Origin of the sequence: Bifidobacterium parmae (genome assembly GCF_002860365.1) — a bacterium.
In the GTDB taxonomy this organism is placed as follows: domain Bacteria; phylum Actinomycetota; class Actinomycetes; order Actinomycetales; family Bifidobacteriaceae; genus Bifidobacterium; species Bifidobacterium parmae.
In genome coordinates, this window is record NZ_NMWT01000011.1 from 17,249 (window position 1) to 38,884 (window position 21,636).

The 21,636-nt window shown below is 65.5% G+C and carries 13 protein-coding genes; 6 read left to right on the forward strand and 7 right to left on the reverse strand.

Features of this window, described 5'->3' with window-relative positions:
• Positions 1 to 59: 59 nt before the first annotated feature.
• Positions 60 to 3,353, reverse strand: a complete 3,294-nt coding sequence (lacZ, locus tag Uis4E_RS05080; protein ID WP_101622140.1) for a beta-galactosidase, LacZ type — start codon at positions 3,351 to 3,353, stop codon at positions 60 to 62.
• 399 nt (positions 3,354 to 3,752) lie between these two features.
• Here lacZ and Uis4E_RS05085 point away from each other — a divergent pair, with 399 nt between their 5' ends.
• On the forward strand, positions 3,753 to 5,327 hold the full coding sequence (locus Uis4E_RS05085; protein WP_101622141.1) for a glycoside-pentoside-hexuronide (GPH):cation symporter: 1,575 nt from the start codon (positions 3,753 to 3,755) through the stop codon (positions 5,325 to 5,327).
• Between the two features lie 255 nt (positions 5,328 to 5,582).
• Positions 5,583 to 6,599, forward strand: a complete 1,017-nt coding sequence (locus tag Uis4E_RS05090; protein ID WP_101622142.1) for a LacI family DNA-binding transcriptional regulator — start codon at positions 5,583 to 5,585, stop codon at positions 6,597 to 6,599.
• 224 nt (positions 6,600 to 6,823) lie between these two features.
• On the opposite strand, the gene Uis4E_RS05095 is transcribed toward Uis4E_RS05090, so the two are convergent.
• The gene (locus Uis4E_RS05095) at positions 6,824 to 7,492 is read right to left on the reverse strand and encodes an endonuclease III domain-containing protein (RefSeq protein WP_101622143.1); all 669 of its coding nucleotides are present in this window, start codon (positions 7,490 to 7,492) and stop codon (positions 6,824 to 6,826) included.
• Between the two features lie 460 nt (positions 7,493 to 7,952).
• Between Uis4E_RS05095 and Uis4E_RS05105 the strand changes: the two genes are divergently transcribed.
• Positions 7,953 to 8,534 (forward strand): IS607 family transposase, encoded by a 582-nt coding sequence (locus Uis4E_RS05105; protein ID WP_101622145.1) that lies wholly within the window; start codon positions 7,953 to 7,955, stop codon positions 8,532 to 8,534.
• Entirely contained in the window at positions 8,527 to 9,825 is a 1,299-nt protein-coding gene (gene tnpB, locus Uis4E_RS05110) for an IS607 family element RNA-guided endonuclease TnpB (protein WP_101622197.1), read from the forward strand. The genes Uis4E_RS05105 and tnpB overlap by 8 nt, the downstream gene beginning before the upstream one ends.
• A 489-nt stretch (positions 9,826 to 10,314) precedes the next feature.
• Here tnpB and Uis4E_RS05115 read toward each other — a convergent pair whose 3' ends face one another.
• Positions 10,315 to 11,586, reverse strand: coding sequence for a VanZ family protein (locus Uis4E_RS05115; RefSeq protein ID WP_101622146.1), 1,272 nt, complete (start codon positions 11,584 to 11,586; stop codon positions 10,315 to 10,317).
• 189 nt (positions 11,587 to 11,775) lie between these two features.
• Here Uis4E_RS05115 and Uis4E_RS05120 point away from each other — a divergent pair, with 189 nt between their 5' ends.
• The gene (locus Uis4E_RS05120; protein ID WP_165784856.1) at positions 11,776 to 12,975 is read left to right on the forward strand and encodes a LacI family DNA-binding transcriptional regulator; all 1,200 of its coding nucleotides are present in this window, start codon (positions 11,776 to 11,778) and stop codon (positions 12,973 to 12,975) included.
• Positions 12,976 to 13,217: 242 nt separating this feature from the next.
• Here Uis4E_RS05120 and Uis4E_RS05125 read toward each other — a convergent pair whose 3' ends face one another.
• On the reverse strand, positions 13,218 to 14,555 hold the full coding sequence (locus tag Uis4E_RS05125) for an ABC transporter substrate-binding protein (RefSeq protein ID WP_101622148.1): 1,338 nt from the start codon (positions 14,553 to 14,555) through the stop codon (positions 13,218 to 13,220).
• 188 nt (positions 14,556 to 14,743) lie between these two features.
• Here Uis4E_RS05125 and Uis4E_RS05130 point away from each other — a divergent pair, with 188 nt between their 5' ends.
• The gene (locus tag Uis4E_RS05130) at positions 14,744 to 15,763 is read left to right on the forward strand and encodes a LacI family DNA-binding transcriptional regulator (RefSeq protein ID WP_423734915.1); all 1,020 of its coding nucleotides are present in this window, start codon (positions 14,744 to 14,746) and stop codon (positions 15,761 to 15,763) included.
• A gap of 93 nt (positions 15,764 to 15,856) precedes the next feature.
• Here Uis4E_RS05130 and Uis4E_RS05135 read toward each other — a convergent pair whose 3' ends face one another.
• The 3 genes from Uis4E_RS05135 to gyrB all read right to left on the reverse strand — a co-directional run bounded on the left by Uis4E_RS05135 (position 15,857) and on the right by gyrB (position 21,570).
• A complete protein-coding gene (locus tag Uis4E_RS05135; protein ID WP_034525637.1) occupies positions 15,857 to 16,471 on the reverse strand; it encodes a DUF3566 domain-containing protein in 615 nt (204 codons plus the stop codon).
• 57 nt (positions 16,472 to 16,528) lie between these two features.
• Entirely contained in the window at positions 16,529 to 19,222 is a 2,694-nt protein-coding gene (gene gyrA, locus Uis4E_RS05140) for a DNA gyrase subunit A (protein WP_101622149.1), read from the reverse strand.
• A 245-nt stretch (positions 19,223 to 19,467) separates the two neighbouring features.
• Positions 19,468 to 21,570, reverse strand: a complete 2,103-nt coding sequence (gene gyrB / locus Uis4E_RS05145) for a DNA topoisomerase (ATP-hydrolyzing) subunit B (protein WP_423734913.1) — start codon at positions 21,568 to 21,570, stop codon at positions 19,468 to 19,470.
• Positions 21,571 to 21,636 lie beyond the last annotated feature (66 nt).

The following is a 21,636-nucleotide window of genomic DNA, read 5'->3' on the forward strand; positions in this document are numbered from 1 at the left end:
CAAGGAGGGAACCGTTACTCATAGGGACCGACCCGTTACCTTCCCGGACCGAACCGCGTCTACAGCAGCTCCAGGGTCACGTCGAGCTTGAGCGGCCGATCCGCCGGCACCTGGAACTCGTCGTGCACGGGCGCACCCCACGTGTCGTCGCCGCCGACACCCATCTGGGCGGCGAGCAGACGCAGGTAGGTGTTGCGCACCGGCGGCAGCTCGTCGGGGTGCATGGTCTCCTCAAGCATCAGCGAGCTGTACGGCAGCAGGCTCACCGCGAACGGCTTCGCGTCGCCATCCGCCGCACCGGAGCCAGCCGAAGCACCGTCACNCCCGCAGCCGCGCACGTCACCCGCCGAAACGCGCATGCCGTGCCCGTATGCATCGGTGATCTCCGCCCAGCGCACGCCCTCGTGGTTGCCGGTCTCCTGCGGCACGAGGTACGGCGCGAAATCATCCTCGGCCGTGCGCGAGAACACGCCGAGCTTCGCGCCGTGCAGTCGGTCGGCGTAGGTCTCCTCGGGTCCGAATCCGTAGAAGCGCAGGCGATCGTACTGCGCGGGCAGCTTCCATTCGAGTCCGAACGCGGGCAGCGTGGCCGCACCGGCCTCGCCCGGGTATTCGACCGTCAGGTGCACGCGCAGACGGTCGTCCACGTCGTAGCGCACGACGACCGGCGTGTGCGCGGCATCGGCGAGTTCGTAGTCGTAGCGTGCGGTCAGGCCGTGGCCGTCGGCCGTCGGTTCCACCGACGTGCCGGTCACGCGCGCGTACCGGCCCGCCGCGAACCACTGCGCGCGGTCGAATCCGGAGCCGTTGCCGCGGTCGTTGTCGACGAGCGCGCGGAACGTCGTGAGATTCGGCCGGCGGATGACCATCTCACGTCCGTCGCGACGGAACGACACGATGCCGCCCTGCGACTTCGACAGGATGATCTCGTCGCGGCCGTCGTGGATTCCCGCGTTGAAGCCGTCGGCGGCGACGGTCGCGCGCGGCGCGGCACCGTCGCACGCGCGACCGCCCGCCGCACCGGCACCGTCGCCGTCCACGGACACGACGGTCGTGTGCTGGCCGAACGTGAGCTCGTACCCGGCCGGCGCCCAGTCGGTGGCGACGGCGAGACGCTGGTCGACCTCATACGTGACCTCGTACCGGCCGCCTGCCGCGCAACCGCAATCGCCGCCCGTCACGTCCACCAGATCGGTGACGGACGGGAACCCGACCGCCTCGCGACGGGTCTCGCCGGCCGGCACGTCGAAGCGGTAGTCGGCGTGCCAGCGTTCGACGCCGTCGACGAGCACGCGCGCGGTGAACACATAGCCGGCGGTGGACACGAACAGGTTGTCGTTCGTGACCGTCACGCCGTGCGCGTCCGGCACGAGCCTGACGTTCGCGTAGCACTGCTTGACTTCGGCGGCCTTGGGGGATGGGGTGCGGTCGGCGAACACGATGCCGTCACCGCTGAACTCGTAGTCGTTCGGACGATCGTCGAAGTCGCCGCCGTAGGCGAGGCGCTCGGTGCCGTCGGGGAGCCTCTGGACGAGCGCCTGATCGACGAAGTCCCAGATGAAGCCGCCCTGGTACTTCGGGTACTTCTCGAGCGCCGTGTACAGGTGCAGGCCACCGGTGGAGTTGCCCATCGAATGCGAGTATTCGCAGGAGATGTACGGCTTGGCGTTGTCGCCGAGGTAGAGTTCCTCGATTTCGGCGGGCTTCGCGTACATGCGGCTCATCACGTCGGAGACGTCGTTGTATTCCTGCTGCCAGAACACGCCCTCGTAGTGGACCGGGCGATGCGGGTCGTTCGCATGCACGAAGTCGTACATGGAACGGAACACGTCGCCGCCGAACGACTCGTTGCCGAGCGACCAGATGACGACGCTCGGATGGTTGTAGTCGCGGCGCATCATGCTGCGCGTGCGATCGACACATGCCCCGCGCCATTCGTCGCGGCTCGCGGGCACGGCGAGGTCGGGCGTGAGCACGTCGCCGGGGGAGGTCCAGCTGCCGTGCGTCTCGAGGTTCGTCTCGTCGATCACGTAGATGCCGTATTCGTCGCACAGTTCGTACCAGCGGCTCTCGTTCGGGTAGTGCGAGGTGCGCACGGCGTTGATGTTGTGGCGCTTGAAGAAGCGGATGTCGGCGATCATATCCGATTCGGGCACGGTGCGGCCGGTGCGGGCGTCGAATTCGTGGCGGTTGACGCCCTTGAACACGATGCGCTTGCCATTGAGCTTCATCAGTCCGTCCTCGATGGCGAAGCGGCGGAATCCGATGCGCTGCGGGACGGCTTCGACGAGCGCGCCGTCCGCGCCGGCGACGACGAGTTCCAGCGTGTAGAGGGCTGGATCCTCGGCGCTCCACGGGTTCACCTGGCCGACGTTCGCGTGCCACGTGACCGTGCCCTGCGCGACGGCGGGGGCGGTCACGTCGACGGGGGTTGTCACGTCGGCGACGGTCTTCGTCTCGCCCCACACGACGACGCCGTCCGCGTCGCGCAGCGCGAGATCGACGGTCGCGCCGGCGAGGTCAGCGTCGCAGCCGGCGAGCGTCGCGACGACGTCGAGCACGCCCTCGCCGGTCGAGGCGTCATAGTCGGCGTCGACCTTAAGGTCGGCGACATGGACGCGCGGATGCACGGCGAGTTCGACACTGCGGAAGATGCCGTGCAGACGCCAGAAGTCCTGATCCTCCAGCCAGCTCGCGGATGTGAACTCGAAGCAGGCGACGGCGAGCGTGTTCGCGCCTTCGCGGATGATTCCGGTGACGTCGAACTCGCTCGGGGTGAAGGAGTCCTCGGCGTAGCCGACGAACGTGCCGTTGAGCCACACGGCGATCGCGGTGGCGGCGCCGTGGAAGGTGAGGGTGACGGTGCGTCCGTCGCGGATCGCGGCGGCGGTCTTCAGAGCGGGGGCGAACACGCGGCGGTACAGGGCGACGTGGTTGTGTTCGGGGATGCCGGGCGCGACCGGGGCCTCATGGCCGGACCACGGGTACTGCTGGTTCACGTACTGGTGCTTGAGGAATCCCTTGACTTCGAGCGCGGAGGGCACGTCGATGGGGGAGAATGCGGAGTCGTCGTAGGCGGGCTGGGCGAAGGCGGCTTCGGCGAGCGTGCTCTTGCCGTAGCCGGCGAGGTCCACGAGTTCGACCTTCCACGTGCCGTCGAGGCTCTGCCTGAGGTCGGACGCCTCGCCCGCGGCTGGGACGTGGTCGTAGGCGCGGTGGCTGGAGTGGGCGGCGAGACGGTTGACGGCGAACGTGCGCGGGTCGGTGAGCCATGCCGGATCGAAGCGGTCGGCGGCGACCGGTTGCGCGGATGATTGCCCGCCTGTCCATCCGGCTGTGGTGAGACTGGTCATAATCATTGCCTTTCTGCTGGTCCCGATGGTGCGCCGATGCTTGATTGTTGTGCACCACGACTTCGTGATTTCCCACCGGGATAAATCGTTTACTAAATTTACCGTCGCCAATACGATAACGCAACCACGACACGCGCCCACTCCGACGGCAGGGCATTTCAATCACCGCACTACCACCAACGCAACATCACACACGACACCGCACACGACACCACACACCGCACCACCAACACCAACCTCCGGCAGCACGCCAACACACTCGCGACACGCCTTACCGACAGCCGTTTTTATAACGATATTTAGTTATGATTTTACTTATTCCAAGTAATGCGATACACTCAATCGCATCTGTCCGGACAACAACGTCCGGGCGGCTTCACCGTCGAAAGAAGGCACAGGATGTCCGCCACGCCCACGGAACCCACGCATACGCCATCAACCCAGCAATCCGATCCGCAACGACCGGCAGCACCGAACCCGAACCAATCCGCCACGACCGCCACGACCGCCACGACCACCGCGCCAACGATCCACAAAGGGCGTCTCGCCGCCTACGCGTTCGGCAACTTCGGCCAAGCGCTCTTCTACAACGCGCTGAGCACCTACTTCGTGGTCTACGCGACCACGTCGCTGTTCGCCGGCATCGACAAGGCCCTCGCGGCCAAACTCATCGGCGTCATCACCTCGCTCGTGATGATCATCCGCATCGCCGAGATCTTCATCGACCCGCTGCTCGGCAACCTCGTCGACAACACCACCACGCGGATCGGCCGGTTCCGCCCATGGCAGTTCATCGGCGGCACCGTCTCCGCCATCCTGCTGCTCATCATCTTCACCGGCATGTTCGGCCTGGTGAACGTCAACACCACCGCGTTCATCATCACGTTCGTCATCGTGTTCATCGTGCTCGACGTGTTCTACTCGCTGCGTGACATCTCCTATTGGGGCATGGTGCCGGCCATCTCCTCCGACTCGCACGAACGCTCCGTCTACACCGCCGCCGGCACGCTGTTCGGCTCGCTCGGCTACAACGGTCTGACCATCGCCGTCATCCCGATCACCACGATGTTCGCGATGGACCACACCACGCAGACGCAGGGCGGTTGGACCGCGTTCGGCGTCATCGTCGCGCTCATCGGCATCCTCACCTGCTGGACCGTCGGCTTCGGCGTCAAGGAGAACGACAGCGCGCTGCGCAGGAAGGCCGAGGCGAACGGCAACCCGCTGCAGGCGTTCAAGGCACTCGGCCGCAACGACCAGCTGATGTGGACCGCCCTCGCCTACCTGTTCTACTCGTTCGCGAACGTGGCCACCGGCGGCGTGATGGTGTACCTGTTCAAATACGTCGTCAACCGTTCCGACCTGTTCTCGATCACCGGCATCATCCCGTTCGTGGCGGGCATCCTGCTCGCGCCGCTGTTCCCGATCGTCACGCGCCGCGTCCCACGCAAGGCCGTGTTCCTCACGGGCGTCGCGATGATGGGATGCGCCTACGTGCTGTTCATCATCGCGCCGACCAACATCACGGTCGTCATCACCGCGCTGGTGCTCTTCTACGCGCCGCAGACGCTCATCCAGATGACCGGCATCCTGTGCCTCGAAGACTCCGTCGAATACGGACAGCTCAAGACCAGCCGCCGCAACGAGGCCGTGACGCTCTCCGTGCGCCCGATGCTCGACAAGATCGCCGGCGCGTTGTCCAACGGATTCGTCGGCTTCGTGGCCGTCGCCGCCGGCATGATCGGCACGGCCACGGCCGGCGACATGACCCCGGCGAACATCGCCACGTTCAAGGGGTTCGCGTTCTACATGCCGCTCGCGTTCATCGTGATCAGCTTCCTCACGTTCCTGTTCGGCGTGAAGCTCAGCGAGAAGGCGCATGCCCGCATCGTGCGCCAACTCGAGGCCGGCATGGGCGGCGACGGCGAGCCGGAATACGGCAAGGAGATCGCCAAGGCCGCGTTGCTCGGCTAGCGAGGTACCTACCGTCAAGGCCGCGTGACGTCGGTTCGATCCCCGTCGATCACGGTCGGTTCCCAGACTCTCACGGTTCCCTCCTTGGTGTGCCACGGTTTTCCGTTGCACACCAAGGAGGGAACCGTGCTAACGAGGGAGGGAACCGTGACAATCGATGAGCCCGGTGCGCCCGCGCGCGACGCCGTGCGATCTGATGGGATTAGTAAACGAATTTACCTGTGATTCCGCAAGGGAGCGTACTGAACAACCATCATGGTCACGATCAAGGAGATAGCGAAGCAGGCCGGCTTCTCACCGGCGACGGTCTCCCGTCTGCTCAACGGCGACCCGACGTTCTCCGTCAAGGAGGAGACCCGCCGACGAATCCTCGAGGTGAGCGAGCGCCTCGGCTACGACATGCAGGATCGCCGCGGAGGCATGCCGGCGCTGCGTGACGTGGCCGTGCTGTCCTCGCTCGCCGACGACGAAGAACTGCAGAACGCCTACTTCGCCGAACTGCGCGACGTGCTTCTCGCCGCCGCCGAACAGCGCCGCGTCACGCTCACGTTCCGTTCCGACATCGACCGGCTCATCGAGGAGGCGGACCAGTACGACGGATTCATCTCCATCGGACCGGAGATCCACGCCGCCGAAAGCCTCTCCCGATTGCATGACGCGTTACCGCACGGCGTGTTCATCGACGTGAATCCGGCCCCGAACCTGTTCGATTCGGTACAGCCCGATCTCGCGCAGACCGTACTCGACGCGATCACCGAGGCGCGCCGGCGCGGCATGACGCGCATCGGATTCATCGGCGGCGACGGCTATTCGATGGGCGACTACGAGTATCCGGAGGATAGCCGTTCGATGGCCTACCGCAACTGGTGCGAACGGCTCGGACTTGACACGACCGGATTGTATTTCGTGGGCGGCAAGACCAGTGTGACCACCGGACGCGAGCTCGGACGACGGATCATCGCACAGGTTGGAGACCTGCCCGACTGCTTCATCGTGAGCGCCGACCCGATCACCGTGGGCGTGCTCCAGGAGTTCACGCAGGCCGGCATCGTCGTACCGCGCGACGTGGAACTCATCTCCATCAACAACCAGTCGATCGCCCGCTACACGTCACCGCCGTTGACCACCTATGCCATCGACCTCAAGGCCATGGCGCACACCGCGCTCAGCCAACTCGTCGAATCGGTGAGCTACGGCGGCGACACCAAGCGCCACACGTTCCTCTCCACCAAGCTCGTGGTCCGGGGCAGCTTCACCCCGGCAGGGAAGTGAGACTACATGTTCAAACCTTCGGGGCATCTCAACAGCAGTTTCACCCCGGCGGGGAGTGAGGGCACGCGGGCACGCCCCGCTCTGTAGCGAACGACACGCATAGGCCCGTCTTTCGCTACGGAATCGGCGGCGCACTCCACCCAGCGGGTGCACCGCTCCACGACTCCGCATACAGATCGCCCGCGGCGATATGGGCGCAGGGAACCGACAAACCGCGGTCGGCTCTAACGCCAGCCGGCAAGGAAGGAAGCGGCCTTTGCCCGGTCATCACGGTAGGCCTTGCCGAACTCGTCGATGAGGCCGTGGAACTCCTGAAGCTGTGCGACGTCGAGCCCGGAGGCGAGCACCACGGGCGAGAACGCCTTGTGGAACGCCGGATACCCGGCCGGCACGGCGAACCCAAGGAAGGCGAACAAACGCCGAGCATAGGTGTCGGCGACGAACGCGCGTCGGGAGAACACGTAGAGCATCAGGTCGTCGGCGGTCTCACCCCCGATGCCGAACAACGACAGCAGCTCGGCGCGCAGCGCGTCGTCGGGCACGCCGGCGACGCCACCCGGATCGGCGCCGCACCGATCGACGTACCAGCGGCTCAGCGACCGTAGCGTCCGGGCCTTGTTCCGGTAGAAGCCGGACGAACGGATCAGGTCCTGCAACGCCTGAGAATCCGGTTCCACAGCAGCGATGGCGTGCGGCTCCAGCATGCCCGCCGCCTTCAGCGCCTTCAACGAGCGGTCGACGTTGCCCCATGCGGTGTTCTGCGTGAGCACCGCGCCCACCATGATCTCGAACGGCGTATCCGCCGGCCACCAATCAGTGGGACCCAGCTCCCGTTCCATCACCGCGTACAGCCGCCCGATATCTTCGGGATCCGGGCAACGATAAGACGTCATGATCTGACCGCCATTTCATTTGCAGGAACGATCCACAGGAATATGGCCATGTGGATAGGTGATCCTGTAGGTGATCTTGACTTCGTCTCCGATCATACGGCAATTACCGGGGCCGGTTTGATACCGCGCCCGACATCATGATTCTCGATCGGGGACCGCATGGACTTCGCCCTGCGGCTCTAGGCCCTCACATCCACCGCCGCTGTCGCGGCATGACACCGGCACCGTGACCGCGGCAGCCCCTCGCCAAGGCAATCTTCCCATAAAGGCAGCTTCCCCATAGAAGCAGCCCCATAAAGACGGCATCCCCCATAAAGGCATTCCCCATAAAGGCAACCCCCATAAAGGCATTCCCCATAAAGGCAACCCCCATAAAGGCATTCCCCATTCTCCTATAAGGGTTGTGAACTGCTGAGGCTTTGGTTTGTTTTGCCTTGTTGGTGTGTGGTATGATTTGCCTGTGCGTGCGAAGGAATGGGCGGCTCGTGAGGGTTTGAACGAGCAGACGGTGTGGAAGTGGTGCCGTGAGAACCGTATGCCTGTTCCCGTGGAGAAATCCGGGAGCGTGTGGCTGGTCCACGACCCGAAGTATGAGAAGACGGATATGCCGGCGACCGGTTCGCGCGTCGTGTGCTATGCGCGTGTCTCGTCCTCCGATCGGAAAGCCGACTTGCAGCGTCAGGCGGACCGGTTGAAGGCGTTCGCCATCAACATGGGGGTCGAGAAACCGGAATTGGTCATGGAGACCGGTTCCGGCATGAACGACAAACGTCGCAAATTGAACCGCATCCTCGCCGACCCGACCGTGGGCACGATCATCGTGGAGCATCGGGATCGTCTGGCCCGTATGAACGCCGGACTGGTCGAATCCGCGTTGAACGCGCAGGGACGACGACTGATCGTCGTGGACGATTCGGAGCTTGACGACGACTTGGTGCGTGACATGACCGAGGTATTGACCTCGTTGTGCGCCCGACTGTACGGGCGGCGCGCGGCGAGGAGCAAGGCGAAGGCCGCGTTGAAGGCGGCGCATGATGCTTGAGGCCGTCAAGGTGGCGTTGGACCCGACGCCCATACAGGAACGGTTGCTGTCGTCGCACGCGGGAGCGGCTCGGTTCGCGTACAACGCGGGCCTCGCCCACGTCAAAACCGCCATCGAGGCCGGGGAGGGGCCGGAATGGTCCCTGTATGCGCTGCGCCGCTGGTGGAACGCGAACAAGGACAAGCTGGCCGTGGATGCGGACGGGAGACCGTGGTGGCGGGAGAACTCGAAGGAGGCGTACGGCAGCGGGCTTGAATCGTTGGCGGACGCCCTGTCGAACTGGTCGAAAAGCCGCAAGGGCGAACGGAGGGGACGCAGGGTCGGCTTCCCGAGGTTCAAGGCGAAGGACAGCGCCACGCCACGGTTCGCGTACACGACCGGCAGCTTCGGCCTCGTCAAGGACGACCCGAAAGCATTGCGACTACCGCGTATCGGCCGCGTGCACTGCATGGAGGACATAATGAGACGCGTGGACGGGGCGAGGGTGCTGCGCATGACGGTCTCGTGCCGCGCGGGACGCTGGTACGCCTCATTGACCGTCGAACGCGCCGACCCGACGGCGAAACGAACCCCGCAGGGAGGGGCGGTCGGCGTCGATCTGGGCGTCAAAACGCTCGCCACGCTCTCGGACGGCACCGTCATCGACAACCCGCACACGCTCAGAACGGCCGAACGCCGGCTGAAACGCGCGCAGAGAGCGTTGAGCCGCAAGACCAAGGGGTCAAAGCGACGTCTCAAGGCGCGAAACAAGGTCGCCCGCATCCACGCGCGCATCACGAACCAGCGGCGCGACCTGCTGGACAAGCTCACCACCTGGCTCGCCGGAACATACTCGGACATCAGCATCGAGGATCTGAACGTGACGGGCATGGTCCGAAACCACCGGCTCGCCAAGGCCGTCGAGGACGCGTCCTTCGCCGAACTGCGACGCCAACTCGAATACAAGACCGCGAGAACCGGTACAAGACTGCATGTGATCGACCGCTGGTATCCGTCCAGCAAAACGTGCTCGGACTGCGGGAGCGTGAAAGCCAAGCTCTCCCTCGCCGAGCGCACCTACCACTGCGAGAAATGCGGTCTGACCCTGGACCGTGACCTGAACGCGGCCATCAACATCATGGTCGCCGGGAGTGCCCCGGAGACCCTAAACGCGCATGGAGGGGACGCAAGACCCGCCGTCCATCAGGATGGAAGGCAGACCCCCGCGAAGTGCGAACCAAGCAGCCGGGCGACCGGCGTCAGACTTGGAGCGGACGGCCGCAAGACCGTCCTGCAAACTAGAACAAACTAGCTTGCAACGGCAACCTCCCCCAAACGCGTTGGTTCCGTGCCAAGCTTGGCACGCATATGATGCTGACGGAGCGTTGGCGGCGGAAGCATGCCAGCCTTGGCACGGAACCAACGCGTAAGAGGGGCCATCCGGCACCACCGTGCCAAATTTGGCACGGAATCAACGGCGAGAGCCTTCCAACGAGGGGAGCGTGCCAAGCTTGGCACGGATGCGACGGTAAGACGCCTTTCAACGAAGGAAGCATGCCAGCCTTGGCACGCAAGCAACACAACCGGCACAGAACCAACGGAGACGGCACGGAGCCAACGGACGGGTACGAAACCGACGGAGACGGGTACGAAACCGACAGAGGTGGTACAGAACCGACGATTCCGATCATCACGCCGGTATGGCGCCGCAGCCGGGTCACCCATGTCAAATCAGCGCCGTCAATCCCACCCGTTACGGTATGGCGCCGCAGCCGTATCTCCCGCCGAGCCACCAGACATATCACCCAGTCGTATCACCCGCCGAACCGCCAGCCGTATCGCCCGGAATGAGGTCCCACGGCATACGACGGAAAAGTACGGCGAAGGCGAACAGGATGATGAAGCCGATCATGGAGGTGCGCAGCAGCCCGTTGCCGGCCATCAACGAACCGGATGCGGCGGCGGCCACGGCCGAGGCGCCGTCCGAAGCCAACGCCCCGGAAGCACCATCCGTCCCGGAGACTCCAGAGACTCCAGAGACTCCAGAGACTCCAGAAACCCCGGACATATCCGCCGATCCGGCCGCCACGAACCCGGTGATCGCCATGACCGTCAGCACGCCGAGCACCACCGTGCGCACCGCATAGAACGCCACGCGAAGGCCGCCATGCCGCGGCACCGTCTCGATGGTCATATGCGTGAACATGCCACCGAGCGTGGCTCCGCGGTGCGCGAGCGGCACGAGCAGCTCGAACACGAGGAACGCGAGCGCCGCCGCGGTCGGCGCGATCGCGTTCATCCAGCCGATGCCCACCGTGATGCGCCCGCCGAACAGCGCGAAATCGCCGTTCGCGAGCGGCGTGGCGAGCGCGTGGAACAGCAGCACGACGGCCATCGTGAGCGGGAAGTACGCGGCCACAACGAGCATCATGTCGATGACGAACGTGACGGCGCGGTGCAGCGCTCCCGGCCGCGTATTCACCTCGTCGCGGCCCGGAAGCGCGGCGGCCGGCACCCATGCGCCGAACAGTTTCGCGATGCCGAGGCCGACGATCGCGCCGAGCGTGTTCGTCATCAGATCGTTGACGTCGAACTGGCGGTAGGCGCACGGGTAGAGTCCCCAGAATCCGGTGAGCTGCGATGATTCGATGAACAGCGACATGGCGAACCCGCCGCCGACCACCGCCCACCAGCGCCAGCGCAGCCAGCGGGCGAGCACGAAACCGAGCGGCACGAAGAACACGACGTTCATAACGAGCTGGAGCAGCCCGTACAGGCCTCCGTACTGGAGGTCCTCAAGGAAGCGCAGCGGGTTGAGCTGCGGCGCGTAGTCGCCCACGTGCGCCACGCAGAAGGCGTCCGGATCGTCGGGCATCGGGTAGAGCGTGAACGCGATGAGACCGGTGAAGTACAGCACGCTCAGATAGGACGCGCCGACCGACAGCGCGCGCAGGCGATGGTATCGGTGGTAGAGGCCGGCGAGAATCGGCAAGGTGAGTACAAGCGCGACCAGCGGCCACAGCAGCAGCGCGATTGCGAACGACGTGGAGAAATAACCCAAATAGCCAAGCATCGCGCCCCACTATAGCGGTTCCGCTTCCTCGAACGATGGGAACCGCCCGGCCACACGCGCGGGATGACAACGGTTTCACCCCATCGTTATCATGGGCGGCAGCGGCATGATTTCCCGTATGCGAGACGCACAACCGACGCCCACGCGGACCGAGACTGCCGCGATGACAACCGAGACGCGAGGAGCAGTATGAGCGCGAAACGGAATGATTTCAATCACAGGCCCACTATCTACGATGTGGCCGAGCGCGCCGGAACCTCGTATGCGACGGTCTCCCGCTATCTCAACGGGCGCAGCGGCGTGGCCGCGAGCACGGCGAAACGCATCGAGCAGGCGATCAAGGACGTCGACTACACGCCGAGCGCGGCCGCGCGGTCGCTCGCGCAGCAGCGCACGCATCTCATCGCATTGATCATCCACGCGCGATCCGAGGACATCATCACCGATCCGAACATCATGCAGATCATCGCCAGCGCGAATGCGCGCGTCACGCGTGAGGGATGGCAGATGGTCACGTTGATGAGCGAGAACGACGGCGAGTCGCGCGCCAATATCGAACGGCTGGTGTCCGGCGGATTCGCGGACGGCTACCTGCTGTACACGATGGAGGAGGATGACCCGCTTCTCCCGCTGTTCGAACGCCGCTCGATGCACGCGGTGATCTCCGGCACCGGATACCATCAACAGCCACCGTTCGTGTCGGTGGATGTCGATAACGCCGCCGCGATGAGCGAGCTCATCCGGTACGTGTTGACGGGGGAGACGCACTCCACCGGCGGTGACGCGGATGATGCGGACACCACGGACACCACTGCCGGCGACGCGACGGCGGCATTGCGCCGCACACGCCCCGCCTACATCTGCGGCCCGTTGAACATGCCGGGCGCCCCCGAGCGTCTCGCCGCGTTCCGAGCCGTCACCGGCGAGCTGCTGCCGGACAGCGCCGACTCCCTGCCCGTCCACTACGCGGCGGACTGGAATACGACGAGCGCCGCCGCGGCCGTCCGCGCATGGGCGGAGGACGGCACGTTGACGACGCGTGACGCGATCATCTGCGCGAACGATACGCTCGCTGTGGGCGCGATCGAGGAGCTGCACCGGTTGGGGTACGACGTGCCCGGCGACGTGGCGGTGTCCGGGTTCGACAACAGTTCGGCGGCCACGTCGATCACGCCGCAGCTGACCACGGTGGATCAGCATATGGAGCGTCGCGGATGGGTGATGGCGGGACTGGTCATCGACCAGATCCGCGATGCCGACAAGAACGGTGACAGGAACGGTGACAGGAACGCGAGCGCGGATGACGCGGGGAACACGGATGATGCGGGCGCTGCACCGTCGAAGACCGTGATGCTCGCCACCGATCTGGTAATCCGCGAATCCGCGTGAGCCTCGCGCGTGACAATCACGGACGGTCCACAACCGTCACGGTTCCCTCCACAACCATCACGGTTCCCTCCTTGGTTTGGCTCGTTGTTCCGCGACCAACCAAGGAGGGAACCGTGATAACGAAGGAGGCCGGACCCCGGAGGAATGGGACCCGGCCTGATGTGAAGGAGCTTCAGGAGAAGTCTGGAGGGGGAGCGGCGCCGAGGCACCGCCCCGGTTGAACCGGACGGGCGTGACCGGCGTCAGCCCTGCTTGACGGTGAAGCCCTGATCGCTGCCGTACTTGGCGAGCGCCTTCTGGAAGGCCGCGAGGCCCTTCTCCAGCGTGGTGGACTTGTCCGTGTAGGCCTTGCCGACGTAGTCGCCGTAGATGCTGTTGGCCTGGCCGGCGTAGGGGAGGAACTGGAAGGATTCGGTCACCTGGTTGGCGGCCTCGGCGAGCACCTCGTTGTAGGCCTGGTCGCCGAAGTAGGCGCGCACCTCATCGGAGCCCTTGAGGAAGTCGGCGTCCTTGAGCGTGGCCTTGTCGGCCGGGAAGGCGCCGCCGTCGGTGCGGATCTTGATGCCTTCCTTGCTGTGGTTCGCGAAGTCGATGAACTTGAACGCGGCGTCCTGGTTCTTGGAGGCGGCGGTCACGGCCAGCGCGGAGCCGCCGTTCTCGCCGTTGGACGGCTTGGAGGCGTCCCAGTTCGGCTGGAGGGCGACGCGCATGTTGCCCTTGGCGGCCGCGGAGTTGGAGACCAGGTTGGCGGGCATCCACGCGCCTTCGAAGATGGTGGCGATGGTGCCGTCACCGATGCCGCGGTTCCATTCGTCGGCCCACGTGGCGACCTTCGTGTTGATGAGGTCCTCGTCGATCATCTTCTGCCAGAAGTCGGCGACGGTCTTCACCTGCGGATCGGACGTGAAGTTGATGGTGACGTTCTCGCCCTTGGACTCGTACGGCTTGGCGCCGGCCTGCCACAGGAACGCGGTCATCACCTTGATGTCGCCGGCGTCGGCGGTGATGTAGTAGTCGTCGCCGAGGGCGCGGATCTTCTTGGCGTCCTGGTAGTACTCGTCCCACGTCTTCGGGGCCTCGGTGATGCCGGCCTTGTCGAACGTGGCCTTGTTGTAGAACATGGCCTGCGGACCGGAGTCCATCGGCAGCGCGTACACGCCGTCGTTGAGGCTCACCGAGTTCCAGGTGCCCGGCGTGTAGAACTTGTCGTAGCCGGAGGTCTTGTCCTTGATGTTCGCAAGCTGGCTCTGCTCGCCGATCACGAACTGCGGGACGGTCATGTATTCGAGCTGGACGACGTCGGGGATGCCGCTGCCGGCCTGGATCGCGTTGTTGAGCGAGGTGACGGTGGTGTCCGCCTTGCCGGTGTTGTTGAACTTGATCGTGATGTTCGGGTACTTCTTCTCGAACGCCTTGATGACCGGCTTGAGCGTGGGCTCCCATGCCCACAGGTTGAGCGTGACGTCGCCGTTCGCGTCGCCCGCGGCGCCTTGGCTCGACGATCCGCCGCATGCGGCCACGGATACGAGCATCGCGGCGGCTCCGACCACCGCCACGGTCTTCTTCAGTGAGAACTTCATGGTTTCCGTCCCTTCCTTGGGTACTGCCGCACGTCGCTCCATCATCGGCGTGTGACCGGTTACGCTTCGGTAGTATACACTGGTGTGTGACCGGTCACAACCTGTGTGTCGTTTCACCGGCGAGACGAACGACGGCCACGAAGGACGGAAGACCTATGACGACGAAGCAGCCATCTACGATGTCCACTATGGCAACCGCACCGAAGAAACCCACCATCCGCGACGTGGCACGCCTCGCCGGCGTCTCCTACGGCACGGTCTCGCGCTATCTCAACGGCAACGAGCACGTCTCCAAGGACGCCGCCGAACGCATCGCCGCAGCCATCGAACAGTCGCACTACACCCCGAACAAGGCCGCCCGCTCGCTCGCGCGACAGCGCACGCAGACCGTGGCGCTCATCATCCAGGTCGAGTCGAACGAGACGATGGTGCAGGCCAGCGTCTCCGAGGCGATGGTCGGCGCCAACCAGGTGCTCGGCGACGCCGGATACCAGATGGTCACCATCATCGCCAATTCCGACGAGTCGACGCAGCGCATCACCCAGCTCGTCAACAGCGATTTCGCCGACGGCTACCTGCTGTTCTCGCTGAGCGAGGACGACAGTCTCGCCAACGCGTTCCTGAACGTCCGACGCCCGGTCGTGCGCTCCGAAATCAGCGACCGTGGCGACCTGCCATACCCGGCCATCGACTTCGCCAACAGGGACGGCCAGCGCGCGATCACACGGTACCTGCTCGACAACGGCAGAACGCGTCTCGCCTATGTGTGCGGACCTGGATACTCGCCCACAGCCGGCAATCGTCTGGACGGGTTCAAGGATGCAGTGGGCGACGACTACGACGAACGCCGCGTCTACTACGCGGATGATTGGGAGATCACCAGCGGTGAGATGGCGGCTGTGGCGTTCCAGCCGCAACTCGACCGGATCGACGGCATCGTATGCGCCAACGACAGCATCGCCATCGGCGTGATCAACCAGCTCGCCCGGTTCGGGTACACGACTCCCGACGACATCGCCGTCACCGGATTCGACGATTCGCCGCTCGCCCTGCTCGTCAACCCGAAGCTCACCACGGTCAGGCAGGATTCGCAGCTGCACGGCCGCGCGATGGCCGAGACGCTGCTGCGCATGCTGCACGGCACCGCCATCGAGCCCCATCATGTGGAACTGCTGCCCACATCCATCGTCAAACGTCAGTCCGCCTGACCTCGCCGTCAAACGGCCCCGGACCGTGTCATGCGGCCCCGGATACGACGAAGGCCCGCCGAAGCGGGCCTTGCAAAGCGCGGTCGATGGCGATCAGTCGTCGCCGAGCGTCACGTGAACGCCGCCGACGAGCGAGCTGACGACGTTGTAGATCGCGGCGACCACCACGGCGAGAATCGTGAGCAGCACGATCTCGACGATGGAGAAGATCGTCACGGCGGACAGCACGGTGGGCAGGGAGAACACCTGCGCCAGGTTGAAGCCGTCCGCGTTGAGGCCGGTGGAGGCGACGATCTGCGTGATCTGGTCGAACACGCCGACCGCGTTGAGCAGCAGCCAGACAAGGGCCGCGGCGACGATCTGGATGAGCGCTCCGGCGATGGACATCATGAACGACACCTTCGCCACGCTCCACACGTTGAGACGCGTGAGAGACAGGTTCATACGACGGGCGCGCGGCGTGCCGCGGCGCACGGCCGGACGGACCTTGATGCCGCCGGACGCCTTCGCCTTGGATTCGGCGTGCTCGCGGGCCTGGGATTCGTCGATCAGCGGCTTGTTGGACACGGAACGGGCCACGCGCGGCGCGTGCCCGTCCGCCGGGGCGACGGCGGGGGCTTCGGCCGGGGCGGCCTCGCCTTCGGGCCGCTCAGGCAGCTTCACTTCCGGCACGGGCTCCTCGTGCAGCTCTTCTTGGTTGTCGCTCATGTTGCTCCTTCACGATTCGCTGAATCTCTAGCCGAGACTAGCAATCTTCGCAGACGATTACGCCTGCTCCGGTTCGTTGTTCACAGTCTCCGCGCCGGTCTCAGCCACGGCGGGGGCTTCGGCGCCGGCACTCGTCGCATCCGCGACGGTCTCCGGCTGGTCCTCGTCGTCCTTCTCCTCGTTGCGCGCGATGGAGATGATCTCGTCGCCCTTGTCGGGCTTGGCGAGGGTGACGCCCTGCGTGTTGCGGCCGGTGCGCTTGACCTCGGCCACGGCGGAGCGGATCACCTTGCCGGACTTCATGATGGCGAGCACCTGATCGTCCTCGGAGACGACGACCGCACCGACCAGCGAGCCGCGGCCCTCGGCCAGCTGGACGGCCTTGATGCCGAGGCCGTTGCGGCCCTGGAGACGGTACTCGGAGATCGCGGAACGCTTGGCGAAGCCCTCGTTCGTGACGACGAGCAGATCCTTGTCGGTCTCGGAGGGCACCACGTCCATGGCGAGCAGCTCGTCGCCGTCGCGGAACTTCATGCCCTGCACGCCGGCGGTCTGGCGGCCCATCGGACGCAGCTGGCCGTCGTCGGCGGCGAACTTGAGGCTCATGCCGAGCTTGGAGACGAGGATGATGTCGTCCTCGGCGTTGCACAGCGCGGCGCCGATCAGCTCGTCGGCCGCCTCGCCGTTCTCGTCGGCCATGAGACGCACGGCGATGAGTCCGCCCTGACGCGGCGAATCGTATTCGGACAGCGCGGTCTTCTTCACCTTGCCGGAACGCGTCGCGAGCACCAGGTACTTGGCGACCTCGTAGTTCGGGATGGACAGCACGGCCTGGATGGTCTCGTCCGGGCCGAACTGCAGCAGGTTCGCCACGTGCTGGCCCTTCGAGTCGCGCGAGCCTTCGGGCAGCTCATACGCCTTGAGGCGGTACACGCGGCCCTTGTTCGTGAAGAACAGCAGCCAGTTGTGCGTCGAGGTGAGGAAGAAGTGGTCCACCACGTCGTCCTCGCGCAGCTTGGCGCCCTTGATGCCCTTGCCGCCGCGGTGCTGCGCGCGGTATTCGTCGGCCTTGGTCCGCTTGACGAAGCCGGAGTGCGTGACGGTGACGACCACGTTCTCCTCGGGGATCAGGTCCTCCTCGGTCATGTCGCCGGAGAACGGCAGGATGCGCGTGCGGCGGTCGTCGCCGTACTTGGCGACGATCTCGTCGAGCTCGTCGCCGACGATCTTGCGCTGGCGTTCCGGCTTGGCGAGGATGTCCGCGTAGTCGGCGATGCGGCGCTGGAGCTCGTTGTGCTCGTCGATGATCTTCTGCGCCTCCATGTTGGCCAGTCGCACCAGCTGCATGGACAGGATCGCGTCGGCCTGGACCTGGTCGATGTCGAGGAACTCCATGAGTTTCGGACGGGCATCCTCACGTCCCTGGCTGGAACGGATGAGGCGGATGACCTCCTCGATGGCGTCGAGCGCCTTCAGAAGGCCCTGCAGGATGTGGTCGCGCTCCTCGGCCTCGCGCTTGAGGTACGCGGTGCGGCGGGCGATCACGTCGAGCTGGTGGGCGACCCAGTGACGCACGAACGCGTCGAGGGAGAGGGTGCGCGGCACGCCGTCGACGAGCGCGAGCATGTTCGCGCCGAACGTCTGCTGCAGCTGGGAGTGCTTGTACAGGTTGTTGAGGACGACCTTCGGCACGGCGTCGCGCTTGAGCACGAGCACGAGGCGCTGGCCGGTGCGGCCGGACGTCTCGTCGCGCATGTCGGCGATGCCCTGGATCTTGCCGTCGCGCACGGCCTCGCGGATGGAGACGACGAGACGGTCCGGGTTCACCTGGTACGGCAGCTCGGTGACGACCAGGCACATGCGGCCCTTGATCTCCTCGGTGTTCACGACGGCGCGCATCGTGATGAGGCCGCGGCCGGTGCGGTACGCCTGCTCGATGCCCTTGTGTCCGAGGATCGTCGCGCCGGTCGGGAAGTCGGGGCCCTTGATGCGGGCGATGAGCGCGTCGAGCAGCTCCTCGCGGCTCGCGTCCGGATGGTCGAGCGCCCAGTGCACGCCGTCCGCCACCTCGCGCATGTTGTGCGGCGGGATGTTCGTCGCCATGCCGACGGCGATGCCGGACGAGCCGTTGCACAGCAGGTTCGGGAAGCGCGCGGGCAGCACGGTCGGCTCCTGCGTCTTGCCGTCGTAGTTGGGCACGAAGTCGACGGTCTCCTTGTCGATGTCGCGCACCATCTCCATCGAGAGCGGGGCCATGCGGCACTCGGTGTAACGCATGGCGGCGGCCGGGTCGTCGCCCGGGGAGCCGAAGTTGCCCTGGCCGTCGACGAGCATGTAGCGCATCGACCACGACTGGGCCATGCGCACGAGGGTGTCGTAGATCGCGAAGTCGCCGTGCGGGTGGTACTTGCCCATCACGTCGCCGACGACGCGGGAGCACTTGTTGTAGCCGCGGTCGGGGCGGTAACCGCCGTCGTACATCGCGTAGATCACGCGGCGGTGCACGGGCTTGAGGCCGTCGCGCACGTCCGGCAGGGCGCGGTCCACGATGACGCTCATCGCGTATGCAAGGTAGGACTCGCGCATCTCGACCTGCAGGTCCTTGCGCTGGATGCGTTCGCCGGTCATCAGACCGTAGTCGGTGTTGTCGGCCTCCTGCGGGCTCAACGGCTCCATCGAGCCGTCGCCGGTCGGCTGGCCGTCGACCTGGCCCTCGTTCAGGCCCTCATCGTTGTTGTTCTCGTCTGCCACTGGTCTTCCTTCAATTGTCTGTCAAGTCGTCTCGCCCCCGCCGGCGGGGGCTCCCGGCGGGGCCGGGTGGGGGTGGTCCGTGTGCCGGGCCGGCACGACCACCCTCAGTCGCGCTGCGCGCGCCAGCTCCCGCCGGCGGGAGCGGGGAGGGCATCGCGGTCTCTTCCCCGCCCGCTTCGCGGGAGCCCCTCGTCAGAGGGGGCCGGAGGATCGGCATCCCCGCGTATGCGGGGATGCAGTCCGCACTACGCGTCGATCCAGGCGGCGTTGCGGGCGTTGCGCTGGATGAAGAGGCGGCGGGGTTCGACCTCGTCGCCCATGAGCATCGAGAACGTCTCGTCGGCCGCGGCGGCGTCCTCGATCTGCACCTGCTTCAACACGCGATGCTCCGGGTCCATGGTCGTCTCCCACAGCTCCTGGTAGCTCATCTCGCCCAGACCCTTGTAGCGCTGGATGCCTTCGCCCTTGGGCAGCTGGCGTCCCTTCGCCTTGCCTTCGGCGAGCACGCGGTCGCGCTCGGAGTCGGTGTACACGAAGTCGTGCGGGCCCTTGGTCCACTTGAGGCGGTACAGCGGCGGCATGGCCACGTACACGTATCCGGCGGTGATCATCGGGCGCATGTAGCGGAAGAACAGGGTGAGGTTCAGCGTGGCGATGTGCGCGCCGTCCACATCGGCATCGGCCATGATGATGACCTTGTGGTAGCGCACCTTCGACAGGTCGAAGTCCTCGCCGTAGCCGCCGCCGACCGCGGTGATCAGCGATTCGATGGTGTCGGACTTCATCATGCGGTCGAGGCTGGCGCGCTCGGTGTTGAGTATCTTGCCTCGAAGCGGCAGGATGGCCTGCGTGATCGGGTTGCGCCCCTGGATCGCGGAGCCGCCTGCGGAGTCGCCCTCCACGATGAACAGCTCGCACTCCTCCGGGTTCGAGGACTGGCAGTCCTTGAGCTTGTCCGGCATGCCGGCCGATTCGAAGATCGACTTGCGGCGCGTGTTCTCGCGCGCCTTCTTCGCGGCGAGGCGCGCGCGGGACGCCTCGATGGCCTTCTGGATGATGTTCTTCGCCTCGCCCGGATGCGCGTCGAACCAGTCGCCGAGCTTGTCGGTCATGACGCGCTGCACGAAGGTCTTCGCCTCGGAGTTGCCGAGCTTGGTCTTCGTCTGGCCTTCGAACTGCGGGGTGGTGAGCTTGACGGACACCACGGCCGTGAGTCCTTCGCGCACGTCGTCGCCGGACAGGTTCTCGTCCTTGTCCTTGAGGATGTTCTTCTCGCGCGCGTAGCGGTTGACGAGCGAGGTGAGCGCCGCGCGGAAGCCCTCCTCGTGCGTGCCGCCCTCGGTGGTGGAGATCGTGTTGGCGAACGTGTGCACGGCCTCGGAGTAGGCGGTGGTCCACTGCATCGCGATCTCGGCGGAGATGCCGAGCTTCAGATCCTCGGCGTCGAAGTTGATGACCTCGTCCTCGACGGGCGTCGCCTTGCGGGACTTGACGAGGTAGTCGACGTAGTCCTTGATGCCGTTCGCGTACTGGTAGGTGACGCTCTGGTGCAGCTCCTCGGCCACGTTGTCGCCGTCGCCGGCCACCTCGTCGCCCGCCTGGTCGACCTGGCGCAGGTCGGTGAGGGAGATCTTGAGGCCCTTGTTGAGGAACGCCATCTGCTGGAAGCGGGAGCGCAGCGTCTCGAAGTCGTAGACGGTGGTCTCGAAGATCGCCGGATCCGCCCAGAACGTGACGGACGTGCCGGTGGACTCGCCTTCGGTCATCGGCTCGCCCTTGGCGAGGCGGTCGGTCGGATGCTGGTTGATGTACGTCTGCGTCCAGTGGAAGCCCTGGCGGCGCACCTCGACGTCGACGCGCGTGGAGAGCGCGTTGACGACGGAGATGCCGACGCCGTGCAGGCCGCCGGAGACCGCGTAGCCGCCGCCGCCGAACTTGCCGCCGGCGTGCAGCTTGGTCATGACGGTCTCGACGCCGGAGACGCCCTCGCCGGGCACGATGTCGACCGGGATGCCGCGGCCGTCGTCGACGACGCGGATGCCGTTGTCCGGCAGGATCGACACCTCGATGTGGCTCGCGTAGCCGGCGAGCGCCTCGTCGACGGAGTTGTCGACGATCTCGTACACGAGGTGGTGCAGGCCGCGCGGGCCGGTCGAGCCGATGTACATGCCCGGGCGGATGCGCACCGCCTCGAGTCCTTCGAGCACCTTCAGGTCGGAGGCGTCGTAGTGCTCGGGGGTCATCGACTCGTCGAGCTCGCCTTCCTGCAGTTCGGTGGTGTTGATGTGTTCGTCCGCGGCCTTGAGCTGTTCTTCCTTGCTCTCGGCATTGTCCAACGAATCCGCCACAGGGCTTCCTTCCTACATGTTCCCTGCATGTTCTTCACGCGAAGGGTTGTTTCGCGGGCCTATGCC

What these genes read in the sequence shown, in the direction of transcription:
- Uis4E_RS05085 (WP_101622141.1), top strand. Translation starts at nt 3,753, where the DNA reads ATGTCCGCCACGCCCACGGAACCCACGCATACGCCATCAACCCAGCAA.
- Uis4E_RS05090 (WP_101622142.1), top strand. Translation starts at nt 5,583, where the DNA reads ATGGTCACGATCAAGGAGATAGCGAAGCAGGCCGGCTTCTCACCGGCG.
- Uis4E_RS05095 (WP_101622143.1), bottom strand. Translation starts at nt 7,492, where the DNA reads ATGACGTCTTATCGTTGCCCGGATCCCGAAGATATCGGGCGGCTGTAC.
- tnpB (WP_101622197.1), top strand. Translation starts at nt 8,527, where the DNA reads ATGCTTGAGGCCGTCAAGGTGGCGTTGGACCCGACGCCCATACAGGAA.
- Uis4E_RS05115 (WP_101622146.1), bottom strand. Translation starts at nt 11,586, where the DNA reads ATGCTTGGCTATTTGGGTTATTTCTCCACGTCGTTCGCAATCGCGCTG.
- Uis4E_RS05120 (WP_165784856.1), top strand. Translation starts at nt 11,776, where the DNA reads ATGAGCGCGAAACGGAATGATTTCAATCACAGGCCCACTATCTACGAT.
- Uis4E_RS05125 (WP_101622148.1), bottom strand. Translation starts at nt 14,555, where the DNA reads ATGAAGTTCTCACTGAAGAAGACCGTGGCGGTGGTCGGAGCCGCCGCG.
- Uis4E_RS05130 (WP_423734915.1), top strand. Translation starts at nt 14,744, where the DNA reads ATGGCAACCGCACCGAAGAAACCCACCATCCGCGACGTGGCACGCCTC.
- Uis4E_RS05135 (WP_034525637.1), bottom strand. Translation starts at nt 16,471, where the DNA reads ATGAGCGACAACCAAGAAGAGCTGCACGAGGAGCCCGTGCCGGAAGTG.